Raw genomic sequence first — 26,609 nt, forward strand, 5'->3', positions numbered from 1 at the left:
GCCGGCCGTGGTAACGGGAACATGGCCCTACGCGTGCAGTGCTGGCCATGCTGGTCGGGTACCGGCGGATGGAGGAGCGGTACACCACCGACCACGGTCAGGTCCCGGACGTCCTCGACGTCCAGGGCTGCGTGCTCGCCCTGGCCCGGCCGCGCATTCGGCACGGGGATTCCCCGAAAAGCGGTACTACACGGCGGTCGGCAGGGAACTGGGGCTGGGTGAAGTCCCGCCGCCCGTGCGCGTTACCGACTCCCTCGTCATCGTGCCGGTCGGCGAGGTCAGCAAACTCACCCAGCACGCTCTGACGGCCGCCTGTGCCCTCGGCCACGAGGTCGTCGCGGTCGCCGTGCACGGTGATCCCGCCAAGGCTCGTGCGTTGGAGGAGAGTTGGGATCGCTGGGATCCCGGTGTACGTCTGGATGTCATCGACAGCCCGCATCGCTCACTGGTGCAGCCCATCGTCGACTACGTCCGGCGGGCGGCGGAGGGAGGGCGACAGATCGCCGTCCTCATCCCCGAGGTGGAGCCCCTCCACCGCCGCTACCAGATCCTGCAGAATCAGCGCGGCCTGCTGCTGGCGGCCGCGCTGAGGGCCCGCACCGACGTCGTCGTGTGTGTCGTGCCGTACCGGCTGACTCTGTGAGGGATCGCAGGATCAGCCGGTACTCGGGCCGCTACAGCAGTCCGTCGGCGATGGTGCCGAGGGACAGCGCCGGAAGGAAGTTGAGCAGCGCCAGGATGACGGCCGCCGCAGTGGCAAGGACTACGAAGTTGACGCCCTGCGCGCGCAGCGTGCCGACTGTGACGACGCCCGGTTGCTGCTTGGCGAGGCGTCCGGCCAGGGCCAGGACGCAGGCCATCGGGAGGTAGCGGCCCGCCAGCATCGCGAACACCATCAGCAGGTTGTGGAAGTCGGTTGCGCCGTTGAAGCCCGCCATCGCGCTGCCGTTGCTGTTGGTGTTGCTGGTGTAGGCGTAGATGAGCTCGGTCAGGCCGTGCGCTCCCGGGTTGCCCATCGAGGTCCGGCCGTCGCCGAAGGCGAGCGCGACACCCGTGCAGGCGAGGATGACCGTGGGCGGGATCAGCGCGTACACGACCACCCACCGCATCTCCCCGAAACCGATCTGTTTGCGCAGGTATTCGGGCGTGCGGCCGACCATCAGGCCGCCGATGAAGACGGCCACCAGGACCACCATGATCAGACCGTAGAGCCCGCTGCCGGTGCCGCCAGGCGCGATCTCGCCGAGCATCATCGCGGACAGCAGCACCCCGCCGCCGAGGCTGGAGAAGCTGTCGTACGAGGAGTTGGCCGCGCCGTCGGCCGAGCCCGTGGCCCCCACGCCGAACAGTGTCGAACCGGGGATGCCGAAGCGGGTCTCGGTGCCTTCGTACTGTCCGGTGACCGCTTGGGTGACCGTGCCGGTGTGAGCGCTCTGCGCGAGCGTGCCCGCGGCGAGGAGCAGGCCGAAGAGGATGCCGACGACGGTGAGCAGGGTCCAGCTCTGCTTCAGGCTGCCGATCATCCGGCCGAACATGCGGATGCAGGCCGTCGGGATGAGCAGCATCAGCACGATCTCGAAGGCGTTGGTCCAGGCGCTCGGGTTCTCGAAGGGGTGGGCGCTGTTGGCGTTGAAGACACCGCCGCCGTCGCCGGTGAACAGCTTGATCGGTTCCCAGGAGCCGACAGGCCCCTCGAGGATCGTCTGCTTGCCACCCGCGACCGTGGTGACGGTGTGTCCGGCGCCGAGGCTCTGGACGACACCGCCGGCCATCAGGATCAGGCCGCCGACGATCGCGATCGGCACCAGGACGCGGAAGATCGTGCGCAGCAGGTCGACCCAGAAGTTGCCGAGGTCGTCCGTGGACCGCCGGATCAGGCCCCGGACCAGGGCGAGGGCCACACAGATGCCGACCGCCGCCGACGCGAACGCCTGGACACCCAGGCCCGCCATGACGGCGAAATGCCCGGTGGTCGACTCGCCCGCGTAGTTCTGCCAGCTGGTGTTCGTCGTGAAGGACACGGCGGTGTGCAGCGCGAGCCGCCACGGCATGCCCTCGTGCCCCGTCGACCAAGGAAGCTTTCCCTGAAGGGTGAACAAGGCGAAGAGCGCCGCGATGCTCATGACGGAGAAGGCGACCAGGGCGGTGAGGTAGTGCCGCCAGGTCTGCTCCTTGTCCGGGTCGATTCCGCAGACGCGGTAGAGGGTTCTCTCTCCCCGCCAGTGCTTCCCGCCGTCGAGGACGCGGGCCATGTAGTCGCCGAGCGGGACGTGCAGCCCCACGACCACGGCGAGGACGAGCGATGCCTGGATCCAGGCCGCCATGATCAGGCTCCCTGCTTCGGATACGTACGGTCGAGGGCGATGTTGAGCTCGACGACATTGACGCCGCGCTCGCCGAGCACGCCGAGCGCGCGGCCGGTGGTGTATTTCTCGATCAGCTTGCGTACGCCGGCCACGCTCGCTCCGCGCTCACGAGCGATCCGCGGGGCTTGGAGCTTCGCGTACGCCGGGCTGATGTGCGGGTCGAGGCCGCTGCCGCTCGCGGTGACCGCGTCGGCGGGGACGACAGGGTCCGACGGGGCGTTGCCGCGCACGGGGACGACCACTGCGTGGCTGTAGTCCGCGCCGGGCGTCGCGCATGTGACGCGAACTCCCTTGTAGGAGGTGAGGAACGGCTTCGCCGGGCAGGCCTGGTTGAGGCTGACGGCCTGGGTGGCACGTCCGCTCGTACCGCCGTCGTAGAAGACGCCGAGGACCGCACCCACGCCGTCGTCCGTGCAGTACGGGCGCGAGCCGTCGACGCCTTCGAGGTCGCCGACCGCCTTGCTGCGTCCGCACACCAGAGTGAGCAGGCTCGGCTTGTCCTTGGTGTCGACGACGGACTCGGGGCCCTGGTTGCCGGCGCCGGACGCCGTGGCGTCGTATCCCGTACCGGCGTTGGAGGGCCGGGACTGGAGGTACTTCTTGATGGGGTTGCCCTTGGCGTCGGTGAAGGTCTGGCCGATCAGCGAGGATCCGGCCGGTCTGCCGTTGGCGCCGGTCACCTCCGACGTGCCGCCGAGGCCCGGGACCTGCGCTGCCGCCACCATGGCCAGCGGATAGGCCAGGCCGGTCAGGAGAGTCAGCACGAGGACCACCCGCAACGCTGCGATGTGCTGGGCGAGCCAGTGTGGGATGCGTGTCATGGTCAGATCCCCGGGATGAACTGGACGAGGGCGAAGTCGATGAACTTGATGGCCAGGAACGGGGCGATCACGCCGCCGAGTCCGTAGATCCACAGGTTGCGGGTGAGCAGGGTTGAGGCGGAGGAAGGCCGGTAGCGCACGCCGCGCAGGGCGAGCGGGATCAGCGCCACGATGACCACCGCGTTGAAGATGACCGCAGAGAGGATCGCGGACAGCGGCGAGTGCAGGTCCATGATGTTGAGCCGGTCGAGCCCCGGGTACACCGCCGCAAACATCGCGGGCAGGATCGCGAAGTACTTGGCGATGTCGTTGGCGATCGAAAAGGTCGTCAACGCGCCCCGGGTGATGAGGAGTTGTTTGCCGATCTCGACGATCTCGATGATCTTCGTGGGGTCGGAGTCGAGGTCGACCATGTTGCCGGCCTCCTTGGCGGCCGACGTACCGGTGTTCATCGCCACGCCGACGTCCGCCTGCGCGAGTGCCGGGGCGTCATTCGTACCGTCGCCCGTCATGGCGATGAGATGGCCGCCGGCCTGTTCGCGCTTGATCAGCTCCAGCTTGTCCTCGGGGGTCGCCTCGGCCAGGAAGTCGTCGACACCCGCCTCCTCGGCGATCGCCCGGGCTGTCACGGGGTTGTCTCCGGTGATCATCACCGTACGGATGCCCATGCGGCGCAGCTCGTCGAAGCGTTCGCGCAGGCCCGGTTTGACGACGTCCTTGAGGTGGACGACGCCGAGTACCTCGGCCGTGCCGTCACTCCTCGACTCCGCTACGGCCAGCGGCGTACCACCGGACGCGGAGACATGATCCACGGCAGCGTCCAGCGCGGTAGGTACCTTGCCGCCCTGCTCGCGCACCCATGCCGCGACCGACGCCGCGGCGCCCTTGCGCAGCCGCTGACCGCTGGGGAGGTCGACCCCGGACATGCGGGTGGCGGCGGTGAACGGCACCCACTCGGCGCCGTTCGCGAAACGGGTTTCCTCGACGACCGAGGGGTGCTCGGTGTGGGCGTACTCGACGATCGACCGGCCCTCGGGCGTCTCGTCGGCCAGGCTGGAAAGGAGCGAGGCCTTCGCCAGCCGCTCCATGGAGACTGTCCCGACCGGCAGGAACGCGCTCGCCCGCCGGTTGCCGAAGGTGATCGTGCCGGTCTTGTCGAGCAGCAGGGTGTTGACGTCGCCTGCGGCCTCAACTGCCCGTCCGGACATGGCCAGTACGTTTCTCTGCACCAGCCGGTCCATGCCCGCGATGCCGATCGCCGAGAGCAGTGCACCGATGGTCGTCGGAATCAGACAGACCAGGAGCGAGACGAGCACGATGGCGGTGACGCCCTCCGTGGTCAGCGCCGCGGTGTCGTGCGCGGCGGCCATCGCGTCCTTGGAGAAGATCGCCATCGGCTGCAGGGTCACGACCGCGACCAAGAAGACGAAGGTCAGCATGACGAGCAGCAGGTTGAGCGCCAGCTCGTTGGGGGTCTTCTGCCGGTTGGCGCCCTCGACCAGGGCGATCATCCGGTCCAAGAAGCTCTCTCCGGGCTCTTGGGTGATCCGTACGACCAAGTGGTCGGAGAGCACCCGGGTGCCTCCGGTGACGGCGCTGCGATCGCCTCCGGACTCGCGGATGACCGGCGCGGATTCACCGGTTATGGCGGACTCGTCGACGCTGGCGGCGCCCTTGATGACGTCGCCGTCACCGGGAATCAGATCTCCGGCCGGTACGGACACGATGTCGCCGCGCCTGAGCTCGGAGGCGGCGACGGCCTCTTCGAGGTAGGAGTCCTCCGCCGCCCCGGGCTCCCAGCCCGCGAGCCGCCATGCGGTGGTCTGCTGCCGGGTCTTGCGCAGAGCGTCGGCCTGCGCCTTGCCACGGCTCTCGGCCACGGCCTCGGCGAGGTTGGCGAAGACCACCGTCAGCCACAGCCAGCCGGTGATCAGCCAGCCGAAGAGATTGGGGTGGACGACCGCTATGCCGGTGGTGAGCGCGGCACCGACCTCGGTGACGAACATGACCGGATTGCGGAACAGGGTCACCGGATTCAGCTTGCGGAGCGCCTGGGGGAGCGCGAGCCACAGCTGCTTGGGATCGAGCATTCCGGCACCGACCCGGCGTGGCCGTTCTTCGTGCGGAGGTGGCACGTCGTGGACGGGGGCGGGTTCGACCGTTGCGGGGGCGGACATCAGAACTTCTCCGGCTGGATCAGGGCAAGGATCAGATAGGCGAGCAGTGCGACGGCCACGACCAGGCCGACGGCGTTTTCGACGGTCATCGAGACCTCGTCCTCACACATTGGGGTATGCGAATAGGGCGTACTTGGTGATCTTTCGGGCCGTTCGTGGCATGCGTTGAGCGGCGTCCACCGAGAGGGTGTTTCGGTGGACGCCGGGATTGGGGTCGGTGCTACAGGCCGATGTCCCTGCGGCTCATGTCGTCCAGTGATTCGCGGCGTACGAGTACGCGTGCGGTGCCGTCGGACACCGCGATGACGGGCGGTCGGCCGATCATGTTGTAACCGGAGGCCATGGAGAGGTGATAGGCCCCGGCCGCCGGAACGGCGAGGAGGTCGCCGGGGCGTATGTCGCCCGGGAGTGCTACGTCGTCGGCGAGGACGTCGCCGGCTTCGCAGTGCCGGCCCACGACGGTGACGAGGCGGGGCGGCGCCGACGAGGGGCGGCCGATGAGGCGGCACCGACGTGCTGGGCATGCCAGCGGCTCCAGGAGTTCTCGCGCTCACGGACCTTGGTCGCGGTGCGGTGGGCCGCGGGGGCGGAGAACTGCGGGTCGACGGTGAGGGCGGTGACGCCCAGGGGGGCTGCGAGAGCGCGCAGCGCGGGTTCGGAGAGCCTGATGCAGGCCTGGTCCGTGCCGAGAGTGGCGGTGAGCTTCGCCGCCGAGGTGAATCCGACGGCCGTGCGGCCGCCCAGGGGGGTGCGGAAGAATCGGGTCGTACAACCAGAGGGCCCCGACCGGACAGGGACGTAGAGGAGTCCGGCCGGGAACCGTTCAGAAGGCTCGGGGTCCTCGGGAAACTCGAGTGGAGACATGGTGCTGCTCCTCGCAGAAGGCGACTGGCGGCGCCCGGTCGGTCCGGCCGGGCGCTCCACCGAAGCTATGCCCGCCCACCGGGGATGGGCCGCCACGCTGACGGATGCTTGACGCCGAGCCCCCACCCCGTAACGCGACGCTGACGGGCGCGGTGATCCTGGTCAGCCTGCCCGGCAGGGCCTTCGGGCAGAACTCACAGGGACGGCTTCCACGGCCGGCGTCCGATGTCGGCGACAAAGCCGCCGGCCGCCCTTGCGCAACAGGCTCTCAACACGCCTGCGGGGCAGTACAACTACGTCGCAGCCTGCCTGCAGCCCGTGGGTGCCACGGAGGATCAGCCGCGCGCGGTGCCACATGTCCTGGTGCACCGCACCGCAGGGTGGATCCGCTGTGTGCCGCGGAAGGCCAATGGGTGACCCGCGTCCGCCGAGGACGCGATACACCCAAGGGTGTACTTGAGGGTTACCGATCGGTGTCGTCGAGTGGAGCGGCCCGGAGGGGAGCACCATGGAAGGGCGCGAGGACGACATGGGGGGCGACCTGGCAGGAGTCCGCCGGTGGCACGTGGACGGTTGCGGATCTATCTCGGGGCCGCCCCTGGGGTCGGGAAGACGTACGCCATGCTCGCCGAGGGGCAGCGGCTGCGCTCACGGGGCGCGGATGCAGTCGTCGGCTTCGTCGAGCCCCATGGGCGTCGGCCGACCGCGGCCATGGCCGAGGGGCTGGAGACGATCCCCCGGCGTACGCTGAGCCACCGCGGTGCGCTCTTCACAGAGATGGATCTCGACGCAGTGCTGGCCCGCCGTCCCCAGGTCGCGCTGGTCGACGAACTGGCCCACTCCAACGTTCCGGGGACGCGCAATGCCAAGCGGTGGCAGGACGTGGAGGAACTCCTGGCCGCCGGCATGGATGTCGTCACCACGCTCAACGTCCAGCACCTGGAATCCCTCAACGACGTGGTACGGCAGATCACGGGGGTCAGCCAGCGAGAGACCCTGCCCGACGAGGTGGCCCGCCGGGCCGACCAGATCGAACTCGTCGATCTGCCACCGGAGGTGCTCCGCCGCCGCATGGTCCACGGCGACATCTATCCGCCGGACCGCATTGAGTCCGCCCTCACTCACTACTTCCGGGTCGGTAACCTCACCGCATTGCGCGAAATCGCCCTGCTGTGGCTCGCCGACCGGGTGGAAGAGGGGCTGCAGCGCTACCGGGCGGAACACGGCATCGTCGCTCCCTGGGAAACCCGGGAACGCATCCTGGTGTCCCTGAGCGGCGGGCCTGAGGGCGAGACTCTCATCCGCCGTGCCGCGAGGATCAGCGCTCGTACCCCCGGCACCGAGTTGCTGGCCCTCCACGTGGTGCCGGAGGACGGCCTCCCCGCCATCGACCCGGCGGTACTGGATGCCCAGCGCACCCTTCTGGAGTCGCTGGGCGGCAGCTACCACCAGGCCACTGGCGAGGACGTTGTCGATGCCTTGCTCCAGTTCGCCGAGACGGAGAACGTCACCCAGATCGTGCTGGGCGCGAGCCGGCGCGGCCGTCTCGCCGCCCTTCTGAGAGCAGGTGTGGGAAAGCGGACGATCAAGGGATCTGGCCCCATTGACGTGCACATCGTCACCCACGAGGAGGCAGCGGGGTCTGCTGTGCTGAGGCTTCCGCATCCGAGCCGTGGCACGGGCCCAAGACGGTACTGGGCTGCCCTGGTCGGCGCGGTGGTGCTGCTGCCCGTACTGACGATCCTGCTGACCGCGCTGCGTGGCAACCTCGGCCTCTCCAGCGACCTGTTGCTCTACCTGCTCGCCGTCGTCGTGGTCGCCCTGGTCGGCGGGCTCTACCCTGCGCTGTTCGCCGCTGTGGCTGCGGCACTGCTTGCTGACTACTACTTCGCCGCACCGGTGCACTCGCTGGTCATGGAGCGCCCCGACGAGATCACCGCGCTCGTGGTCTTCATCGCCGCGGCCGCTCTCGTCGGCAGGGCAGCGGGAGCGGCTGCGCAGCGTACGCACCAGGCCGTACGCGCGACATCAGAGGCGAGGGCGTTGAGCCGCCTGGCCGCCGCTGTGATGCGTGGCCAGGATCTGACGGCACTGGTGGAGCAGATCCGGGAGAACTTCGGACTGAGTGCGATCAGCCTGCTCGAAAGGGATCCGGAAGCATCTCCCGTGCCCCGCTGGTACGTGGTCGCCAGTTCCGGGGAGCGGCCGCCGGAAAGGCCCTACGAGGCGGATGTGGAAAGCCCGGTCGACGACAATCTCACGCTGGCCGTTCGCGGCTCAGGACTGAGTGCGGAGGACCAACGCGTTCTCGCTGCATGCGCGGCCGAACTGGGGCTGGCCCATGCCCGAGGGCGGATCGCCGGCTCCGGCGGCGCGGACACCTTCGCCGATGCCGAGCGAACCCGGGCGTCCCTGCTTCTCGCGGCAGGCCGCGATCTGCGTGCTCCGCTGCACACCGCTGAAGAAGCGCTCGTGCGCTTGCAGCGTCGAGGTGCCGGTTTGCCTGGCTCGGAAGAGGCGCAGTTGTTGGGAGCCGCCCGCACGGCGGTGCACCGCGCGGCACAGTTGGTCACCGATCTCGACGATGTGAGCCGTCTGCACGCCGGGGCACTCGATCTCTACCTGCGCCCGGTCGACCTCAACGAGGTGCTTGGCGCTGCCTTGGACGACCTCGGGCCCGGCGGCCACTCGATCGTTCTGCACCTGCCGGAACAGCTGCCCGACGTGATCGCCGACGCCGCACTCCTCACTCGGGCCCTGACCGCCCTGGGGGCCGACGCATTGCGTCACAGCCCGCCGGACAGGCCCCCCGTCTTCACCGCCGAGGTCCGGGCCGGCCACCTGAGGATTCGGGTGGAGGACGGCATGCCCGACCGGGGCCCCGAACTGAGCACTGCGGCCTCCCGGGTTCCGGGTACCCGGGCCGACAGCCTGGCTCTGCGGCTTTCGCGCGACTTGGCCGAGGCGATGGACGGGACCCTGGAGACGACCACTGAGGGGCCCGCTTTCTCGGTGATGCTCTCTCTTCCGAGTTCTGCGCCTGGCGCCAGCGCGACATCCGGCCGCGCCGAGTGAATCCCGGCACTTCACCGTCATCCCATCGGCCCACAGAGCGTCAGGGCATTCTCGAGGTCGACTGATATAGCGTCAGAAAAGAATCAACCTCGCATTCCGCATCAAACCCATATTCCAACCGGGAGGCTGAACAGGCCTGCCCCTGATGACTCTTCGGGGTTCCTCGCGTATGTCGGACGTCGCGTACATCGGCCTCACGATCGTGGTGTTTGCCCTCGTCGGCCTGGCTGCCAAGGGGGTCGGACGCCTGTGAGCGTGGAGAACATCGTCGGCCTGATCGTTGCCGCGTGCCTCGTGGTCTACCTGGTCGTCTGCCTGATCTTCCCTGAGAAGTTCTAGGAGACAGCCCGATGAATGACACCCTCGCGGGATGGCTCCAGGTACTCGCCCTGGTGATCGCGCTATGCCTCTCGTTCCGCCCGCTGGGCGGCTACATCGCCCGCGTCCTGACCACTGATCATCATTGGGCGGCTGAACGCCTGATCTACCGGGCAGGCGGTGTGAACGGCGACGCCGATCAGAAGTGGTCGGTATACCTGCGCAGCATCCTTGCCTTCTCCGCAGTGTCGGTACTGTTCCTGTACGCGTTTCTGCGCCTGCAGAACCATCTCCTGCTGTCTCTGGGAATGAAGCCGGTCACCACGGACCAGTCGTTCAACACCGCGGCATCCTTCGTCACCAATACCAACTGGCAGTCGTATTCCGGCGAGTCGACGATGGGCCATCTGGTCCAGATGGCGGGCCTCGCGGTTCAGAACTTCGTCTCCGCGGCCGTGGGTATCGCCGTCGTCGCGGCGCTGATCCGGGGCTTCAGCAGGAAGGCGACCGATCACGTCGGGAATTTCTGGGTGGACCTGACACGAATCGTGCTGCGCGTTCTGCTGCCCCTTGCGTTCGTCTTTGCGATCGTTCTGGTGGCCGCCGGTGCCGTCCAGAATTTCCATGGACTCCACGACATCACCACCATCGCGGGCGGGCACCAGAGCATGACCGGGGGCCCCGTCGCCTCCCAGGAGTCCATCAAGGAACTGGGCACCAACGGCGGTGGTTTCTACAACGCGAACTCCGCGCACCCCTTCGAGAACCCCAACGCCTTCACCAACCTGATCGAGATCTACCTCATGCTGGTCATCGCGTTCTCACTCCCGCGGACCTTCGGGACGATGATCGGTGACAACCGCCAGGGCTACGCGATCGTCGCCGTGATGGCATTGATCTGGGGCGCATCGGTCGCCATCGTGACCGCCAACGAGCTGCACAGCGTGAGCAGCGCGGCCGGTCATGCGGCCGGCGGAATGATGGAGGGCAAGGAGACGCGGTTCGGGATCTGGGCCTCGGCTCTGTTCGCGGTGTCGACCACCCTGACGTCGTGCGGAGCGGTCAACTCCTTCCATGACTCGTACACGCCGGGCGGCGGCGGAATGACGATCTTCAACATGATGCTGGGGGAGATCGCGCCCGGCGGCGCCGGCTCCGGGCTCTACGGGATCCTGATCCTGGCGATCGTCGCGGTATTCGTAGCCGGACTGATGGTCGGCCGTACGCCCGAGTACCTGGGCAAGAAGCTTCGGGGCCAGGAGATGAAGTTCGCCTCGCTCTACATCCTGACCACGCCCGCGCTCGCGCTGATCGGTGCGGGGCTGGCGATGGCGTTCCCGGGGGAGAGGGCGGCCATGCTCAATTCCGGGCCGCACGGCTTCTCCGAGGTCCTGTACGCCTTCGCGTCGGCTGCGAACAACAACGGCTCGGCGTTCGCGGGGCTGAGCGTCAATACCGTCTGGTACAACACCGCTCTTGGTGTGGTCATGCTCGTCGGCCGGTTCCTGCCGATGGTGTTCGTCCTGGCACTTGCCGGCTCGCTTGCCGGGCAGCAGCCTGTTCCGGTCACCGCGGGCACCCTGCCCACTCACCGGCCGCAGTTCGTCGGGCTGTTGACCGGAGTGATCCTCATCGTTGTCGGTCTGACGTACTTCCCGGCGCTCGCGCTCGGGCCCCTCGCGGAGGGTCTGCACTGATGTCCACGACCGCCACACCCGCTCCCACCCCGCCGAGCGCCGGGCGTCAGCAGCACCGGGTCTCGGGCGGACTGCTCGATCCCAGGCAGCTTCTGACGTCCTTCCCCGACGCCCTGCACAAGCTGGATCCGCGCTCGATGGTCCACAACCCCGTCATGTTCGTGGTGGAGGTCGGGGCGCTGCTGACCACGCTGTCGGCCATCAGGACGCCCAGTGTCTTCGCCTGGGTGATCACGGCGTGGCTCTGGCTGACGTCGGTCTTCGCCAATCTCGCCGAAGCCGTGGCCGAGGGACGCGGCAAGGCCCAGGCGGAGTCTCTGCGACGCGCCAGGACGACGACGATGGCCCGCCGTCTCACCGGCTGGCGGCCGGGCACGACCGACGCCGCAGAGGAGGAGGTTCCGGGTGTCGATCTGCGACTGAGCGATCACGTCGTCGTCGAGGCCGGGCAGATCATCCCCGGTGACGGCGATGTAGTCGAGGGCATCGCGAGCGTCGACGAATCGGCCATCACGGGGGAGTCGGCGCCGGTGATCCGGGAGTCGGGCGGCGACCGGTCGGCGGTCACGGGGGGCACCAAGGTGCTCTCGGACCGGATCGTCGTGAGGATCACCTCGAAGCCGGGGGAGACCTTCATCGACCGGATGATCGCACTCGTGGAGGGGGCCGCGCGGCAGAAGACGCCGAACGAGATCGCGCTCAACATCCTGCTGGCCTCCCTCACGATCGTCTTCCTGATCGCGGTGGCGACCCTGCAGCCGTTCGCCATCTTCGCAGGGGCCGAGCAGACCATCGTCATCCTTGTCGCCCTCGTGGTGGCCTTGATCCCTACGACGATCGGCGCGCTGCTGTCGGCGATCGGCATCGCGGGCATGGACCGGCTCGTGCAGCGCAACGTGCTGGCGATGTCCGGGCGTGCGGTGGAGGCCGCGGGTGACGTCAACACGCTCCTGCTCGACAAGACCGGCACCATCACCCTCGGCAACCGCCAGGCCGCCGAATTCCTGCCGGTGGACGGGGTGAGCGTCGAGGAACTCGCGGACGCCTCCCAGCTGTCGTCGATCGCCGACGAGACGCCCGAGGGCCGTTCGATCGTCGTCCTCGCCAAGCAGGAGTACGCGCTACGTGGCCGTAGCGAGGGAGAGCTGGCCCAGGCACGGTTCGTACCCTTCACCGCCCAGAGCCGGATGAGCGGTGTCGACCTCAACGATCCTCAGGAGAGCCGGTTCTTGCGCAAGGGAGCGGCGACGGCAGTGATGCGCTGGGTCCGTGAGAACGGCGGCCACCCCACGGCGGAGGTCGGCGGCATCGTCGACGGAATCTCTGCGAGCGGAGGCACCCCCCTGGTCGTCGGCGAGGTGATCCGGCGTGGCGATGCGCCCGGTGCACGGGTTCTCGGCGTCATCCACCTCAAGGACGTCGTCAAGGAAGGGATGCGCGAACGCTTCGACGAACTGCGCCGCATGGGCATCAAGACCGTCATGATCACCGGAGACAACCCGCTGACCGCGAAGGCCATCGCCGAGGAGGCGGGGGTGGACGACTTCCTCGCCGAGGCCACGCCCGAGGACAAGATGGCACTGATCCGGCGTGAGCAGGCGGGCGGCAAGCTGGTCGCCATGACGGGCGACGGTACGAACGACGCGCCCGCGCTGGCTCAGGCGGACGTCGGCGTGGCGATGAACACGGGTACCTCGGCCGCCAAGGAGGCCGGGAACATGGTGGACCTGGACTCCAACCCGACCAAGCTCATCGAGATCGTCGAGATCGGCAAGCAATTGCTGATGACTCGCGGTGCGCTGACCACCTTCTCGATCGCCAACGACGTCGCGAAGTACTTCGCGATCATCCCGGCGATGTTCGCGGTGGTCTACCCGGGCCTCGACAAGCTGAACATCATGCGCCTGCACAGCCCGACCTCGGCGATCACCTCCGCGATCGTCTTCAACGCGCTGATCATCATCGCACTGATCCCGCTCGCGCTGCGTGGCGTGCGCTACCGGCCGTCCTCCGCCGCGAAGCTGCTGAGCCGCAACATCTGGATGTACGGGCTCGGCGGACTGGTACTGCCCTTCGTGGGCATCAAGCTGCTCGACCTCTTCATCCAGTTCATCCCCGGCCTGCGCTGACTGACGGCCCGACGAGAGAAGAAGGCGATCCCACGGTGCGCACCAACCTTCCGCGCGTACTCCAGCGTCATCTGACCGCCTTGCGGATGCTGCTGGCGTTCACCGTGATCACCGGCATCGGCTATCCGCTGCTCGTCACCGGCATCGCCCAGGCCGGTCTCTCCCACCAGGCCAACGGCTCCATGCTGACGACGAACGGTACGCCGGTGGCGTCGAGCCTGATCGGCCAGAACTTCGCCCTGCCGAAGAAGAATCCCAACGACGCGAAGGAGCAGCTGCGCCCCGACCCCAAGTGGTTCCAGCCCCGGCCGTCCGCGGGCGGCTACGACCCCATGAACTCCGGCGCCTCCAACCTGGGCCCGAACAGCACCGACCTGATCAAGACCGTCAGGATCCGCCGCGCCGCCGTCGCCGCTTTCGACGGGGTCCCGCCCGAATCCGTCCCCGCAGACGCCGTCACCGCCAGCGGCTCCGGGCTCGACCCGGCGATCTCCCCGGCCTACGCCTACGAACAGGTCGATCGCGTCGCGAAGGCCCGCCACCTCGCCCCCGCCAAGGTCAAGGCGCTGGTTGCCCACCACGTCCAGGGACGTGTTCTCGGTTTTCTGGGTCAGAAGCGCGTCAACGTCATCGAACTCAACCACGCCCTGGCCGGCCTGATGTGACCAAAATGTGACGGTGCCTGTGCGATGGCGGCCGAGGCGAGGACATACATCGGAGTGGGGCGTGACATGGACGTGGGTGCCGTGGCCGTACTGGCAGGGATCGCCGCGTTCGGCGGCATGTTCGCCATCCTTGTGGGCGCCTATGGGTTGCGCCAGGCACGGCGACTGAGCGAAACGGGCGTGCGTGTCCAGGCGCTCGTCAAGCGACACCCGGGAGAGGCCCGTAAGGAGTCGGCCCCGCTGCGCCCGCTGCTCCAGTTCGTGACGGAGGACGACAGAGTGATGGAAGTCGTCTGTCCCGTTCCCTCCACCCGGCGACGGCCGTTCAGTGACGGCGACAACGTACATGTCTCCTACGATCCGGCCGACCCGAGAAACGTCGTGGTCCACGGGCGAGAACGGTTGGGCCCTGACCGCGCATTCATCGCCGGGGGCGCCCTCGTCGTGCTGCTCTCGGTGACTCTGCTCGCTGTCGTGATCGCGGGTCGGTGACAGATCCGGAGCGCTTCTCGTCGTGCTCTTTCCGGGCGGCGTCCAAGCAGGGGTCCGCCGAGCCGGTCGATGCGGGTTACGTCGGCGTCGAGGCCGGCGAGGATCACACAAGGGAGGGCGAACTTCTACAAATCCGCGCGAAAAGAACATTCCGCCCCGAGAGGTGACTCATTCCGTGTCCTGGTGGGGCATGGGGTCCGATCGCTGGGTGCGCTCAGGTGGCACCGTTTGAATGATCAAAGTAGCGGGGGGTTAGCATATGAGCACCGCCTAGCTCGAAAGATAAACCTGTGACTGTCAATGAGGACTCGTTCACCAGCTGGAAGAACCGCGAGAGGATCGCGGAGTCGATGATCCCGATCATCGGGAAGCTGCACCGGGAGCGGGACGTCACGATCCTGCTTCACAGCCGCTCCTTGGTGAACAAGTCAGTGGTCAGCATCCTCAAGACCCACCGATTCGCCCGGCAGATCGCCGGTGAGGAACTCTCGGTCACCGAGACGCTGCCGTTCCTGCAGGCTCTCGCCACGCTCGATCTCGGCCCTTCCCAGATCGACATCGGCATGCTCGCCGCAACGTACAAGACCGACGACCGTGGTCTCTCGGTGGAAGAGTTCACCGCCGGGGCCGTCGCCGGCGCCACGGGTGCCAACAAGATGGAGCGCAGCGAGCCGCGCGATGTCGTCCTCTACGGCTTCGGCCGCATCGGCCGCCTCGTCGCCCGCCTGCTCATCGAGAAGGCCGGCTCCGGCAACGGCCTGCGACTGCGCGCCATCGTCGTCCGTCAGGGCGGCGACCAGGACATCGTCAAGCGCGCCTCCCTGCTGCGCCGCGACTCCATCCACGGCCAGTTCCAGGGCACGATCACCGTCGACGAGGCGAACAGCACGATCATCGCCAACGGCAACGAGGTCAAGGTGATCTACGCCAACGACCCGTCGGAGGTCGATTACACGGCGTATGGCATCAAGGACGCCATCCTCATCGACAACACCGGCAAGTGGCGCGACCGTGAGGGCCTGTCGAAGCACCTGCGCCCCGGCATCGACAAGGTCGTCCTGACCGCTCCGGGCAAGGGTGACGTCCCCAACATCGTGCACGGCGTCAACCACGACATGATCAAGCCGGACGAGCAGATCCTGTCCTGCGCGTCCTGCACCACCAACGCGATCGTCCCGCCTCTGAAGGCGATGGCGGACGAGTACGGCGTCCTGCGCGGCCACGTGGAGACCGTCCACTCGTTCACCAACGACCAGAACCTGCTGGACAACTACCACAGCGCCGACCGCCGCGGGCGCTCGGCGCCGCTCAACATGGTCATCACCGAGACCGGTGCCGCCTCCGCCGTCGCCAAGGCGCTGCCCGACCTCAAGGCGCCGATCACCGGCAGCTCGATCCGGGTCCCGGTGCCGGACGTCTCGATCGCGATCCTCAGCCTGCGGCTCGGCCGCGAGACCACCCGTGAGGAGGTCCTCGACTACCTCCGCAACGTCTCGCTGACCTCGCCGCTCAAGCGCCAGATCGACTTCACCACCGCCCCCGACGCGGTCTCGAGCGACTTCATCGGCTCGCGCCACGCCTCGATCGTCGACGCCGGCGCCACCAAGGTCGACGGTGACAACGCGATCCTCTACCTGTGGTACGACAACGAGTTCGGCTACTCCTGCCAGGTCATCCGCGTCGTCCAGCACGTCTCCGGGGTGGAGTACCCGACCTACCCGGTCCCGGCGGTCTGACCTCGGCGGACTGTCCGATCCGGCGTCCCGGCAGGTTGGGCGGCGGTAGGGCGGCAACCGATCCCGATGGGCATCCGGGTGCTTTCCCACCGCCGCCCGAGCTGGTGTCGGCCTCGCACCGGCCAGGGAGCTCGCCGACGCGGCGGCCGGCCGGCCGCCGCGTCGGCGAGCCCCGCCCTCGACGTTCAGCTCCTGCGGAACACGCGCTGCCCGGACGCCGCCGTAGCCCAACTTGGCGCCGAGGGCCACGACATCAAGGACGATGACGTGGCCCGCCCCTCCTCGCTGGAGAACCAGCACATCGACTTCCGGCCGCTACGACTCCAAGTGCCGCTCCAGCGGGCCAGGCCAGGTCCTGCGCCCAGGACGACACCCGGACGCCGCCGAAGACGTAGTTGACGAGGAGGGAGGGCTTGGGCCTGGGGCATTTCGGTCTCCAGGGGCGTGAGCAGGTCCTCACGCCAGGAATGTCGCAGTGGTCGCCACGAACCGGTCGGCGTCGTCGAGCCAGGGATAGTGGCCCGCCCCTGGCTGCACCACGAGTGTGGCGTCAGGGAACAGCCCCGCGAACTCGGCCGCCAACTGAGGTGGGCTGTTCAAGTCGCACTCTCCGGCGAGCAGCAGGACGGGGGCCTCGCAGCCGGCGAGCGCGGCTCGAGTGGTCTCCGGGCTGAAGGCACCTTCGGCCGCGAAGAGAGCGACAGCTTCCTGGTTGCTCGGCCGGCCGGCTGCATGGTGCTTCTGTGCCACGGCGTCCCAGCGGCCGTAGAAGAAGGGGGCGATGGCCTCCGAGTCGCTGCCCGTGCCCGTGGTGATCGCCTCCAAGGCGGCGAACGCCGCCGGGAACCACGGCTCGTTTCTACGAAGTTGCGCGAGCTCGCGTCGCGTCTCCCCGGTGATCGCTATACCGACGGCTCTCGTGCTGGGGCCGATCAAGGCCAGCTTGCTGACGTTCTTCGGGTACCGAGCCGCGTATTGCGTCGCAATATTCGTGCCGGCGGAGTGGCCGAGCAGGTCCATCCGGGGAATCCCGAGGTGTTCGCGCAGCGCCTCGACGTCGTCGACCAGGCGATCGCAGCGGTAGGAAGAGGTGTCTTCGGGAATCGCGGACCGGCCGGTGCCGCGCAGGTGCAGGACGATCAGCCGGCGTTGCGTGGACAGGCCGCCGAGGTCGCCGAGGTAGCGGGAGTCCGTGGGACCTCCCGGGAGACAGACGAGCGGGTCGCCATCTCCGATCATGCGGTAGGCGAGCCGGGTTCCGTCAGGTGCGGAGAAGGTAGGCATGTCAGGAACCCTGCCAGTCATAACCAGGTTATACAACCCGGTTATGACTGTGGAGCGCTCGGGTATATAAACGAGCTATGGCAGGCGAAGAGGACACGCATCAGCACCCCGAGACGCTGACCGAGGAGCAGGCCGAGCGGATGCTCGCCGGTATGAACGAGGTCATCCGTGCGGGGGAGGAGATGCGGAAACTACGCACTGAAATGATCAAGTTGTTCGCCGGCTTCGGCTGGACCCAGGACAGAATTGCCCAGCTCACCGACATGAGTCAGCCCGCCGTGTCCAAGCAGGTGACGAAGTACAGGACGGGCGACCCACTGCCCCCGACGAACCTCTCCCTCGACCAGCACGACGAGCCCTGGCTCGAAGGGCGCCTGTGGGGCCTCGCCGAGGAAATCTCCGAGACCTTCTACGACACCGCCCGCTGTACGCGCTACGTCAACGCCATCGCCCGGGGAAAGAAGCGCTTCACGCCCCAGAACGTCGACGAGCTGCGGCGCCTCGTCGAAGAGGACCTGATGCTGCATCAGGCGGAGATGCCCGGCAGCTACCGGGACACCTACGACCAGATCAGCCGTGGTCTCGACGTCCCATCGAGGGCCACCACCACCACTACTTCGGCCTCTGTGCGTCGCGCCCTCGCACACCAGATCCAGCGCGACCGTCTCAGGGGCGACGCCTGATTCCCGCGGATCGATGGCCGGCCACCGCTCAACGGCCGGTATTCCGATGGATCGCCGAGGTGACACGTTGTTACAGTCCGCGAATGACTCGACGTGTTCCCGCCGCAGGTGGCGAAAAGGAAAGTTTGCGCATCAGTCTCGACCGGCACCGCGATGTCGTGCTCTGGAAACTCCAGGGTCTCGACGAGGAGCAGGTGCGACGGCAGATGACGCCGTCCGGGACTTCTCTGCTGGGGCTCGTGAAACACTTGGCAGCCACTGAGTACGGCTGGTTCAGCGAGACCTTCGGACGCGAGACGGAACCGCTCCCGTTCGACGACGACGACCCGGAGGCCGATCTGCGCCCGACGTCCTCGGAGACGACCGCGGACATCGTGGCGTTCTACGGCCGCGCCCGTGCCGCGTCCGACAAAGTGATCGACGAGCTGGAGATCGACAGCGTAGGCACCGCGTGGCACGGCGAATCCGTTTCTCTGCGCTGGACGCTGATCCATATGATCGAGGAAACCGCGCGCCACGTCGGGCACATGGACATCGTGCGCGAACTCGTGGACGGGCGAACCGGCGACCACCCGCAGGACTGAGACCGCATCGTCCCCTCCTGGCCGCGCGACGTGGCATCCGGCATGTGATCCCGGAGAAGTCGGACTCCAAGTCCGCCCGCCTGCGGTGTGGTTCGGCCCAGTCCAGTTGGGGCTCGGGCACACCGACAGAGCGGGCGTATTCCGCCACTTCGACGTAGGTTGGCGCATTCCCGCGCAGACAGCCGCACCGGTCGACTCATCGTTCTACCGGAGCTGCTACCTGCCACCAGTGCCTGAGTGAAAGGAAAACCTCTCCGGCATTGATGCTCCTATCGTCGGTCAAGCGGCATCGAGCCAGCTGCGGTAGGCGTCGGCGAAGGTGTCGTCGCGGCGGAGTCCTCGTTCGATGTTGGAGATGACGGCGGGCCAGACTCCGAAGTGGTTCGCTGCGGCGGTGAGCGTGATGTTCTTGGCCTGGCGGGTGGGCCTGAGGTCCGCGATCTCGGGAACCTCGACTGCGGTGGTCAAGAGGCGGAAGATCTCCCGGGCGATGGCGCGTTTGAGCAGCCGGATGATCTCCTTTTTCGTCCGGCCGGCCTTGGTTTGACGCTCCACGTAGTCACGGGTGCGCTGGTCACGGCGCATGCGGACGAGCGCGATGCGGTAAAGGGCCCCGTTCGCCGCGCGGTCACCGCCGCGCGAGAGCCGGTGACGGTTGGTCTTGCCACTGGAGGCCGGAACCGGGGCGACACCGCACAGGGCGGCGAAGGATGCTTCGGTGCGTAGGCGGGCGGGGTTGTCGCCAGCGGTGATCAGCAGTTGCGTAGCGGTGTCGGGTCCGACGCCGTAGGCGGCGCGCAGGCCGGGGTTGAGCTGCGTGACCAGGGCGTCCAACTCCGCTGTCAGAGCGGCGTGTTCAGCGGTCAGGTTCTGGACGCGTCGCGCGAGCGTGCGCAGGGCGGTCAGGATCGGGACATGGACAGGGGCGTTGCCGACCCGGAGCCGGACCAGGGCGTCGATGCGCTTGTCGCCCCGCAGCACTTCGTACTTCGTGCGGATGCTGTCGGGCGCGGTGATCAGAATGTGTCCGATCTGGTTCAGCGCCGCTGTACGGGCCTTGACGGCGGATCGTGCCACGTTGTGCAGAGCCCGGATCCCGGCGACGGCATCGCCTTTGGGGGCGCTGGTGGCCCGGCCGGACACGACCGCACGAGCTGCGGCATAGGCGTCGATCGGATCGGACTTGCCGATCCTGCGGCGCTCGGCCTTGTCCGGCCGGTTGACCTCGACCACGGTCAGACCGGCCTTGCGGGCCGCGCGCGTGAACCCCGACCCGTAGGAGGACGTGCCCTCCACGCCGACGGCGGCGACGGTGCCGTGAGCAGCCAGGAAGGCCAGAGCAGCCGTGTATCCGGCGGCCGTTGTGGGGAACTCGGCATCGGCGACCTGCCCACCGCGGTCGGTCACCACGGCAACGTGGACAGTGTCGGCATGAGAGTCCACGCCGCCGATCACCACGTGTTCGACGGCTGCTGCAGTGTCCGTTTCTGTCATGCTGGAAATGCCTTCCTGACCGGAGGTGGCTCCAGCCGGGTGGGGCAGACAGGACAGTGATGGGGCCTCTGGCCAGGCTCCTGACTTGTTCAATCGAGTCCAGACGCTCGGTCTGCAGCCGTAGCGTCCAGGGTGTCGGTCGGCACGGGCCCGCAGTGCTCCTTGCCGCCCTCGGGCTGGCTCACTGATAGCGTGCCGCCGCTGACCGGCACCCGCGCGGTGTGGCTCGACAGAGGCATGAAGGTGACGCAGTGACTTCAAGTCAGGGTGCCCGCCGCACTCCCGTCCCTATCTCATCGAGTGCGAGGCCAGCATCCTGTGATTCTGATCGGTGTCGATCCCCACAAGTCGTCCCACACCGCTGTTGCCGTCGACGCTGCGGGCCACCAAGTGGCCCAGCGCCGTTTCGTCGTCAACGCTGGGACTTTTCGTCAGTTGATGCGCTGGTGCGAGCAGTGGCCTGAGCGCCGGTTTGCCGTCGAAGGTGCCGGCGGACTGGGGCGTTCGCTTGCCCAGCAGCTGGCTGCCGCGGGCGAGAACGTGGTCGACGTGCCCTCCACGTTGTCGGCTCGGGCTCGGCTCCTGGCCACTGGTGGCGACCGCAAGACCGACGCCGCGGACGCCCTTCATGTCGCTCAGGTCGCCTTGTTCAGGGCAGACTTGCGGCCAGTGGCACAGGAAGACCAGACCACTATCCTGCGGCTGCTGACCGAGCGGCGCGACGACCTGGTGCACGAACGCACCCGGGTCCTCAACCGGCTGCACGCTGTCCTGCGAGATCTGGTGCCCGGCGGTGCACCCACCGGGTTGTCTGCCGACAAAGCCGCCACCGTGATGAAGGGCATCCGGCCGATTACAGCCACCGACTCCTGCCGTCGGGACATAGCCCGTGATCTGCTGGCCGATCTTCGACGCCTGGACCGGCAGGTCAAGGACAACGAGGCTGAGATGCGTGAGGCTGTCGCCGCGACTCACACCACGCTGACCACCCTGCCGGGCCTGGGCACCGTGCTGGCCGCCAAGGTGATCGGCCATGTCGGAGACGCCACACGATTCCCCACCGAGCACCACTTCGCCAGCTACACCGGCAGCGCGCCCCTGGACGCCTCCAGCGGCAACAACGTCCGCCACCGGCTCAACACCGGCGGCAACCGCGCGCTGAACTCGGTGCTGCACACCATCGCCATCTGCCAGATCCGCGACGGCGGACGCGGGCAGGCCTACTACCTGCGCAAAATCACGGAAGGAAAGACGCCCGCAGAGGCTCGCAGAGCCCTCAAACGACGCCTGTCCAACGTGGTCTACCGGATCATGAAACGCGACCAACGGAACCACCTCGCTCAAGCCGCTTGACACACAGAGGCGCTATGAGGTCATGTTCCACCCGGCCGGGGCCTCGGGAACGGGCCCCGGCAGCCGGACAGACCAAGGCGAAGACAGCCCAGCAGGACGTCAGTCAGTGATCGAGCCACGACCACCGGGAACCCGAATACCACTATCACTGTCAGTGATCTCTGTTAGCTTCATGCGGCTCGTGTGATCCACGAGCTCAAGCGCTCACAGGGGAGGGACACTTGACCAGGTTCGGAAGGACGGGCAGACGCAGACGGATGGTGGTGGGGGGCTGCGCGGCGGTGCTGCTGGCCACGGCTGTCGGTCCGGCGTATGCGGCGGACAACCTGCCGCCGAAGCAGCCGCTGGTACAGGACCTCCAGTCGCAGGGCAAGGCCTGCGCGACCGGCGACGACACGCCATACGTCCAGAAGTCGCCCAGGCTCAGTGCCATGCTGTACGACCCCGAGGAGGACAACCAGCCCTCCGAATTCAGCCCGGTCAAGGGTGAGTTCGAAGCCTGGTGGACCGACGCAGCAGGAGTGGAGCAGCGCCGTACCTACACCACCAACACCTTGCCGTCGGGGTCGCGCCACTACTGGACGATGCCGGACGACATCCCGGCGAAGACGGTCGTCTCCTGGCACGTCCGCGGCAACGATGGCGAGGCTACCTCCGCATGGAGCGATGAGGGCGACGGCTCCGTCTGCTCGTTCGTGTACGACGATGTGAACCCTGAGAAGGCTGTGATCAGCTCCCCCGAATACCCCAATCCCGAGGACGTGTTCTGGGTGGACGGGGTGGGCGTCTACGGCCACTTCACCATGGACTCGCCCTCCGACGATGTGGTGTCGTACACGTACTACTTCCTGGACGGCCCTCATGGGACCGTCTCCGCCGAGCGGCCGGGCGCAGCTGTGACCATTCCGTACCTGCCGCTCACTTCAGGGCCCAAGTCGCTGACGGTCTACGCGATCGACCGGTCGGGCCGAAGCAGTGGGGAGGCGCGGTACGACTTCAACGTGAAGTCAGGGCGTGCCCCTGTCGCCCGCTGGAAGCTGGACGACCCGGCAGGTTCCCGCTCGGCCTCTGCCGAGACGGGCACCGCCGCCCGTGCCGGCACCGGCGCGACCTTCGGCGGCCCGGTGCCCGCGGGCATCGGAACCACCGCCACAGTCAGCCTCGACGGCAGCGGCCACGGCTTCCTCACCACGGACGCCCCGGCCACCGACATCCGCAAGACCTTCGCTGTCAGCGCCTGGGTGCGGCCCGCCGAAACCGGCCGGAACATGACCGTCGCCAGCCAGGACGCGGACGGGAAGCCCGGCTTCAGCCTTGGGCTGCGCAGCCAGGACCTCGGCCCTGTCTGGTCGTTCGCGATCGCGGACGCGCGGGTGTCCGGTGGCGTGCCCGAGACCGGCGAGTGGGCCCATCTGCTCGGGCTGTACGACGCGGAGACAGGTCGCGCGCAGCTGTACGTCAACGGCCATGAGGTCGGCACCGCGGCAGAGGCGACTCCCGCCGAGACGGCCGGAGCGTTCCAGATCGGACGCGCCCGTGGGGCTACCGGCTACCGTGACCGGTGGCACGGTGACATCGGTGACGTACAGGTCCACGACCGGGTCGTGGTACCGGGCGAGGTGGCCGAACTGGCGCTGCGCAAACCGAAGCTGCTCGGCCACTGGTCGGTGGAGAACGCGGTGGACGGCGCGAGCCCCGAGCAGTCGGACGGCGCGCCGCTGTGGCTCGGTACGGGAGCTTCGATCTACCGAAGGCTCCGACAATTCCTGCATCCCGGAACTCGACCCGGACTGCCCCTTCGTGCCGCTGCCACTCGTTGGCGACGGGCATCTGCGCTTGGACGGCAAGACCGGGTACGCCGCTGCCGACGAGCCCGTCGTGGACACGGGGGACAGCTTCACCCTCGGCGTCGTCGTACGCCTCGCGGACTCCGAGCCGGCCCACCCGATGACTGTGCTCTCGCAGGCCGGCGAGCACACCGATGCGTTCAAGGTGCGCTACGAGCCGTCCACGTACACCTGGCAACTGGTGATGTCGGAGAGGGACGAGGTCGGAGCCCCCGAGAAGGTGGTGTCCCAGATCGCGGGCGCGGACGGCGGCGAGGGCCAGGGCCATCGTCTCGCCGTGGTTTACGACGACGGGACCGACACGATCAAGCTCTACCTTGACGGCTACACCAACGCCGAGGCGACGGCGAGCCTCCCTGTCGGCTGGCACAGCACCGGTGCCCTCCAGATCGGCCGGGCCAAAGCCGGTGACGGCTGGGGCGAGTACCTCCACGGCGATGTGGACGAGGTGCAGGCCTACTCCGGTGTGCTGCGGGACATGGACGTGCTCGGCCTGGGCTGGGGTACGGACCCCTGCGTGTGCTGATCCGTCCGTGCTGAGTCCAGAGGTCTGACCTCCCGACGGCCTGCCGGAACCGAGGTTCCTACGGGCCGTCGGGCTCCGACCAACAGCTGGTCATCACAACCAGAAGCTGACGAAGCACTACTGGTCGGCGGACGATGGTGATCGCGTCGGCGAGCGCGATGAACGCCTCGATGACACCGGCCCCAGCCCTCGGTGCAGATGGCGCATTTCTTGAAGCAACGGCTGTGCCAGGAGTTGGTGCGCTCGGCAACCCGGCGGGCGCAGGCTCGACTCCATTCCGTTGCGGCGTGCCAAGTACCCTTGCGACGTGACGATGCACAAGACCGTCGATGTGACTGTTGACGCGATGATCGAGGACCTCAGGACACTCGTCGAAATCGAGTCTCCCTCGCGCGATCTCGACGCCTTGGTGGCATCGGCCAAAGCCGTCGCCGCTGTCATCGAGAGCCGCCTCGGTGGGCAGGCCGTCCTCGTTGAGAGCGAAGCCGGGCCGCACCTCCACTGGTCAGCCGGTGACGATCCCAAAGTGCTGATCCTCGGTCACCATGACACGGTGTTTCCGCTCGGCACCCTTGAACGCCGGCCGTTCGTGATCGAGGACGGGCACGCAACCGGCCCCGGGGTCTTCGACATGCTCGGCGGTCTGGTCCAGGCCGTTCATGGCCTGGCGACCCTCGATGACCTGTCAGGCGTCGAGATCCTGGTGACCGCCGACGAGGAGGTCGGCTCCCGCTCCTCTCGGGCTCTCATCGAAGAACGAGCCCTTGCCTGCGGCGCTGTACTCGTGCTCGAGGGGGCTGCTGACGGTGGAGCCCTGAAGACCGGCCGTAAAGGCTGTGGCACGTTCCAAGTCTCCATCGCGGGCCGGGCGTCGCATGCAGGCCTTGAGCCCGCAGCCGGGGTCAACGCCCTGATCGAGGCGGCGCATCAGGTGCTGGACATCGCAGCGCTCGGTCGACCCGATGTCGGCACGACTGTCACCCCGACCGTCGCGTCCGCAGGAACCCTGGACAACGTCGTTCCCGCGGAGGCGACGGTCATCGTCGATGTCCGGGTCGAGTCGGCCGGCGAGAAGGACAGAATCGAGTCTGCGTTCGCGGCACTGGCTCCGCATCTCGATGAGGCGGAGATCGCGGTTCAGGGAGCGATCGGCCGACCTCCGATGCCCGAGTCGGCGTCGGCCGAGCTCTTTGCGGTGGCCAAGCAGTTGCTTCCTGACCTCGAAGGCAAAGCAGTCGGTGGCGGAAGCGACGGCAACTTCACAGCCGCACTGGGGGTGCCGACTCTCGACGGCCTCGGAGCAGTCGGGGGTGGTGCCCACGCCGACCACGAGTACCTGGTGATCGAAGCAATGACCGAGCGGGCGAACCTTGTTGCTGGACTGGTGAACGCGATTCGCGTCAGCCGGAGGTGAGCACTGCGGCGCCGTTCACCCGGTCCGCGGCCAGGTCGGTCAGTGCTTGATCAGCCCGGTTCAGGGGATACCGGCTCACGGTGACCTGGATGCCGATGCGCTCGGCGAGCTCAAGGAACTCGCGGCCGTCCTGGCGGGTGTTGGAGGTGACGCTGCGCAGATTCCGTTCCTGGAAGAGATGTCGCTGGTAGTTGAGCACGGGAATGTCGGAGAGATGGATTCCGGCGATCGCGAGGGTGCCCGACCGGTCCAGCGCCTCCAGAGCCACCGGGACCAGGTCACCCACCGGAGCGAACAGGATCGCCGAGTCCAGCGGCTCGGGTGGACTGTCGTAGGCACCGCCGCCCGATGAGGCGCCCAGGGACATGGCGAGTTCACGCGCCTGCGCGGAACGCGTCATCACATGCACGGTTGCGCCCTCGGCCAGAGCGACCTGGGCAGCCAGATGGGCCGACGCGCCGAAACCGTAGATTCCCAGTCGGCCGCCCGTCGGCAACGCACTCCGTCGCAACGACCGGTAGCCGATGATTCCGGCGCACAGGAGAGGAGCGAGCAAGGCCGCGTCCTGTGCCTCGGGGAGGCGATAGGCGAATGCCTCGGGGACGAGGACCAGGTCGGCGAATCCGCCGTCCTTGTCCCACCCCGTGTACGTGGACGCGGGGCAGAGATTCTCCCGTCCCGCGCTGCAGTAACGGCAGGACCCGCAGGTACCGCGCAACCAGGCGCCGCCGGCCCGGTCACCCACGCGGAACGTGCTGACCGCGTCGCCGACGGATGCCACACGGCCGACGATCTCGTGGCCGGGAATGGTCGACGGACGGTGGGGGGTGAGATCACCCTCGGCGAGATGCAGGTCCGTGCGGCAGACACCGCACGCTTCCACCTCCAGCAGCAGTTCATCCGGGCCGGGCGCGGCCACTGGGCGATGTGCCGGTACCAGGGGACCGGTACGCATGGGCCCAGGTGTCCCGACGGCCCAGCCGCTGAGCATCTGTGTGGCGTGGTCGGATCGCCCCATGCTCCCAGCCTGCGGCTGCTGGGCGGGTCCGGCAAACCGGCCGTCGTCGGGCTTGAGCAACGCAGC

The 26,609-nt window shown here is 67.8% G+C and carries 20 protein-coding genes and 3 pseudogenes; 13 read left to right on the forward strand and 10 right to left on the reverse strand.

Annotated elements, in window-relative coordinates; genetic code table 11:
- Positions 1 to 235 precede the first annotated feature (235 nt).
- Positions 236 to 643 carry a hypothetical protein gene (locus OHA03_RS38480; protein WP_267008643.1) on the forward strand — a complete coding sequence of 136 codons (408 nt, stop codon included), beginning with the start codon at positions 236 to 238 and terminating at the stop codon, positions 641 to 643.
- Positions 644 to 674: 31 nt separating this feature from the next.
- On the opposite strand, the gene kdpA (OHA03_RS38485) is transcribed toward OHA03_RS38480, so the two are convergent.
- The 6 genes and pseudogenes from kdpA (OHA03_RS38485) to OHA03_RS38510 all read right to left on the reverse strand — a co-directional run bounded on the left by kdpA (OHA03_RS38485) (position 675) and on the right by OHA03_RS38510 (position 6,228).
- Positions 675 to 2,324: a potassium-transporting ATPase subunit KdpA gene (gene kdpA / locus OHA03_RS38485; protein WP_267008644.1), complete on the reverse strand. Its 1,650-nt coding sequence runs from the start codon at positions 2,322 to 2,324 to the stop codon at positions 675 to 677.
- Positions 2,325 to 2,326: 2 nt separating this feature from the next.
- Complete coding sequence (locus tag OHA03_RS38490; RefSeq protein WP_267008645.1) at positions 2,327 to 3,187, reverse strand: potassium-transporting ATPase subunit C; 861 nt, start codon at positions 3,185 to 3,187, stop codon at positions 2,327 to 2,329.
- A 2-nt stretch (positions 3,188 to 3,189) separates the two neighbouring features.
- Positions 3,190 to 5,277 (reverse strand): potassium-transporting ATPase subunit KdpB, encoded by a 2,088-nt coding sequence (gene kdpB / locus OHA03_RS38495; RefSeq protein ID WP_267009618.1) that lies wholly within the window; start codon positions 5,275 to 5,277, stop codon positions 3,190 to 3,192.
- 86 nt (positions 5,278 to 5,363) lie between these two features.
- Positions 5,364 to 5,453: a K(+)-transporting ATPase subunit F gene (kdpF, locus tag OHA03_RS38500; RefSeq protein WP_267008646.1), complete on the reverse strand. Its 90-nt coding sequence runs from the start codon at positions 5,451 to 5,453 to the stop codon at positions 5,364 to 5,366.
- 131 nt (positions 5,454 to 5,584) lie between these two features.
- A pseudogene (locus tag OHA03_RS38505) lies at positions 5,585 to 5,869 on the reverse strand (diaminopimelate decarboxylase); the annotation flags it as partial.
- The gene (locus OHA03_RS38510; RefSeq protein WP_267008647.1) at positions 5,776 to 6,228 is read right to left on the reverse strand and encodes an SAV_915 family protein; all 453 of its coding nucleotides are present in this window, start codon (positions 6,226 to 6,228) and stop codon (positions 5,776 to 5,778) included. The gene OHA03_RS38510 and the pseudogene OHA03_RS38505, both read right to left, overlap by 94 nt.
- A 558-nt stretch (positions 6,229 to 6,786) precedes the next feature.
- Between OHA03_RS38510 and OHA03_RS38515 the strand changes: the two genes are divergently transcribed.
- From OHA03_RS38515 to OHA03_RS38545, 7 genes are all read left to right on the forward strand, one after another.
- Complete coding sequence (locus OHA03_RS38515) at positions 6,787 to 9,303, forward strand: DUF4118 domain-containing protein (RefSeq protein ID WP_267008648.1); 2,517 nt, start codon at positions 6,787 to 6,789, stop codon at positions 9,301 to 9,303.
- A 249-nt stretch (positions 9,304 to 9,552) separates the two neighbouring features.
- Positions 9,553 to 9,642 (forward strand): K(+)-transporting ATPase subunit F, encoded by a 90-nt coding sequence (gene kdpF / locus OHA03_RS38520; RefSeq protein WP_107055367.1) that lies wholly within the window; start codon positions 9,553 to 9,555, stop codon positions 9,640 to 9,642.
- Between the two features lie 11 nt (positions 9,643 to 9,653).
- A complete protein-coding gene (gene kdpA, locus OHA03_RS38525) occupies positions 9,654 to 11,318 on the forward strand; it encodes a potassium-transporting ATPase subunit KdpA (RefSeq protein ID WP_267008649.1) in 1,665 nt (554 codons plus the stop codon).
- The gene (gene kdpB / locus OHA03_RS38530) at positions 11,318 to 13,447 is read left to right on the forward strand and encodes a potassium-transporting ATPase subunit KdpB (RefSeq protein WP_267008650.1); all 2,130 of its coding nucleotides are present in this window, start codon (positions 11,318 to 11,320) and stop codon (positions 13,445 to 13,447) included. The genes kdpA (OHA03_RS38525) and kdpB (OHA03_RS38530) overlap by 1 nt, the downstream gene beginning before the upstream one ends.
- 35 nt (positions 13,448 to 13,482) lie before the next feature.
- On the forward strand, positions 13,483 to 14,112 hold the full coding sequence (kdpC, locus tag OHA03_RS38535) for a potassium-transporting ATPase subunit KdpC (RefSeq protein WP_267008651.1): 630 nt from the start codon (positions 13,483 to 13,485) through the stop codon (positions 14,110 to 14,112).
- 24 nt (positions 14,113 to 14,136) lie between these two features.
- Positions 14,137 to 14,604: a DUF3592 domain-containing protein gene (locus OHA03_RS38540; protein ID WP_267008652.1), complete on the forward strand. Its 468-nt coding sequence runs from the start codon at positions 14,137 to 14,139 to the stop codon at positions 14,602 to 14,604.
- Between the two features lie 290 nt (positions 14,605 to 14,894).
- Positions 14,895 to 16,340, forward strand: a complete 1,446-nt coding sequence (locus tag OHA03_RS38545; protein ID WP_267008653.1) for a glyceraldehyde-3-phosphate dehydrogenase — start codon at positions 14,895 to 14,897, stop codon at positions 16,338 to 16,340.
- Positions 16,341 to 16,796: 456 nt separating this feature from the next.
- Here the strand turns inward: OHA03_RS38545 and OHA03_RS38550 are convergent, their stop codons facing one another.
- Positions 16,797 to 17,624: an alpha/beta fold hydrolase gene (locus OHA03_RS38550; protein WP_267008654.1), complete on the reverse strand. Its 828-nt coding sequence runs from the start codon at positions 17,622 to 17,624 to the stop codon at positions 16,797 to 16,799.
- A 77-nt stretch (positions 17,625 to 17,701) separates the two neighbouring features.
- Between OHA03_RS38550 and OHA03_RS38555 the strand changes: the two genes are divergently transcribed.
- Together OHA03_RS38555 and OHA03_RS38560 are read left to right on the forward strand one after the other, a co-directional pair.
- On the forward strand, positions 17,702 to 18,307 hold the full coding sequence (locus tag OHA03_RS38555) for a sigma-70 family RNA polymerase sigma factor (RefSeq protein WP_267008655.1): 606 nt from the start codon (positions 17,702 to 17,704) through the stop codon (positions 18,305 to 18,307).
- Positions 18,308 to 18,390: 83 nt separating this feature from the next.
- A complete protein-coding gene (locus tag OHA03_RS38560) occupies positions 18,391 to 18,891 on the forward strand; it encodes a DinB family protein (RefSeq protein ID WP_267008656.1) in 501 nt (166 codons plus the stop codon).
- 279 nt (positions 18,892 to 19,170) lie between these two features.
- Here the strand turns inward: OHA03_RS38560 and OHA03_RS38565 are convergent, their stop codons facing one another.
- The gene (locus OHA03_RS38565) at positions 19,171 to 20,385 is read right to left on the reverse strand and encodes an IS110 family transposase (RefSeq protein WP_267003324.1); all 1,215 of its coding nucleotides are present in this window, start codon (positions 20,383 to 20,385) and stop codon (positions 19,171 to 19,173) included.
- A gap of 318 nt (positions 20,386 to 20,703) precedes the next feature.
- On the opposite strand from OHA03_RS38565, the gene OHA03_RS38570 reads away from it, so the two are divergent.
- Positions 20,704 to 21,738: an IS110 family transposase gene (locus tag OHA03_RS38570; RefSeq protein ID WP_267003322.1), complete on the forward strand. Its 1,035-nt coding sequence runs from the start codon at positions 20,704 to 20,706 to the stop codon at positions 21,736 to 21,738.
- A gap of 257 nt (positions 21,739 to 21,995) precedes the next feature.
- A pseudogene (locus OHA03_RS38575) lies at positions 21,996 to 24,111 on the forward strand (LamG-like jellyroll fold domain-containing protein).
- A gap of 58 nt (positions 24,112 to 24,169) precedes the next feature.
- Here the strand turns inward: OHA03_RS38575 and OHA03_RS38580 are convergent.
- Positions 24,170 to 24,380, reverse strand: a pseudogene (locus OHA03_RS38580) (hypothetical protein); the annotation flags it as partial.
- A 38-nt stretch (positions 24,381 to 24,418) separates the two neighbouring features.
- Here OHA03_RS38580 and OHA03_RS38585 point away from each other — a divergent pair.
- Positions 24,419 to 25,525: a M20 family metallopeptidase gene (locus tag OHA03_RS38585; RefSeq protein ID WP_267008657.1), complete on the forward strand. Its 1,107-nt coding sequence runs from the start codon at positions 24,419 to 24,421 to the stop codon at positions 25,523 to 25,525.
- Here OHA03_RS38585 and OHA03_RS38590 read toward each other — a convergent pair.
- Entirely contained in the window at positions 25,512 to 26,543 is a 1,032-nt protein-coding gene (locus OHA03_RS38590) for a zinc-dependent alcohol dehydrogenase family protein (protein ID WP_267008658.1), read from the reverse strand. The genes OHA03_RS38585 and OHA03_RS38590 overlap by 14 nt on opposite strands.
- Positions 26,544 to 26,609 lie beyond the last annotated feature (66 nt).

Source organism: Streptomyces sp. NBC_00154 (assembly GCF_026342835.1).
GTDB lineage: Bacteria > Actinomycetota > Actinomycetes > Streptomycetales > Streptomycetaceae > Streptomyces.

Bases quoted from the DNA above. Each gene is read 5' to 3' on its own strand.
- OHA03_RS38540 (WP_267008652.1), top strand. From the start codon at position 14,137: ATGGCGGCCGAGGCGAGGACATACATCGGAGTGGGGCGTGACATGGAC.
- OHA03_RS38565 (WP_267003324.1), bottom strand. From the start codon at position 20,385: ATGACAGAAACGGACACTGCAGCAGCCGTCGAACACGTGGTGATCGGC.
- kdpF (WP_267008646.1), bottom strand. From the start codon at position 5,453: ATGACCGTCGAAAACGCCGTCGGCCTGGTCGTGGCCGTCGCACTGCTC.
- OHA03_RS38490 (WP_267008645.1), bottom strand. From the start codon at position 3,187: ATGACACGCATCCCACACTGGCTCGCCCAGCACATCGCAGCGTTGCGG.
- kdpB (WP_267009618.1), bottom strand. From the start codon at position 5,277: ATGCTCGATCCCAAGCAGCTGTGGCTCGCGCTCCCCCAGGCGCTCCGC.
- OHA03_RS38560 (WP_267008656.1), top strand. From the start codon at position 18,391: ATGACTCGACGTGTTCCCGCCGCAGGTGGCGAAAAGGAAAGTTTGCGC.
- OHA03_RS38590 (WP_267008658.1), bottom strand. From the start codon at position 26,543: ATGGGGCGATCCGACCACGCCACACAGATGCTCAGCGGCTGGGCCGTC.
- kdpA (WP_267008649.1), top strand. From the start codon at position 9,654: ATGAATGACACCCTCGCGGGATGGCTCCAGGTACTCGCCCTGGTGATC.
- kdpA (WP_267008644.1), bottom strand. From the start codon at position 2,324: ATGGCGGCCTGGATCCAGGCATCGCTCGTCCTCGCCGTGGTCGTGGGG.
- OHA03_RS38510 (WP_267008647.1), bottom strand. From the start codon at position 6,228: ATGTCTCCACTCGAGTTTCCCGAGGACCCCGAGCCTTCTGAACGGTTC.
- OHA03_RS38550 (WP_267008654.1), bottom strand. From the start codon at position 17,624: ATGCCTACCTTCTCCGCACCTGACGGAACCCGGCTCGCCTACCGCATG.
- OHA03_RS38555 (WP_267008655.1), top strand. From the start codon at position 17,702: ATGGCAGGCGAAGAGGACACGCATCAGCACCCCGAGACGCTGACCGAG.
- kdpB (WP_267008650.1), top strand. From the start codon at position 11,318: ATGTCCACGACCGCCACACCCGCTCCCACCCCGCCGAGCGCCGGGCGT.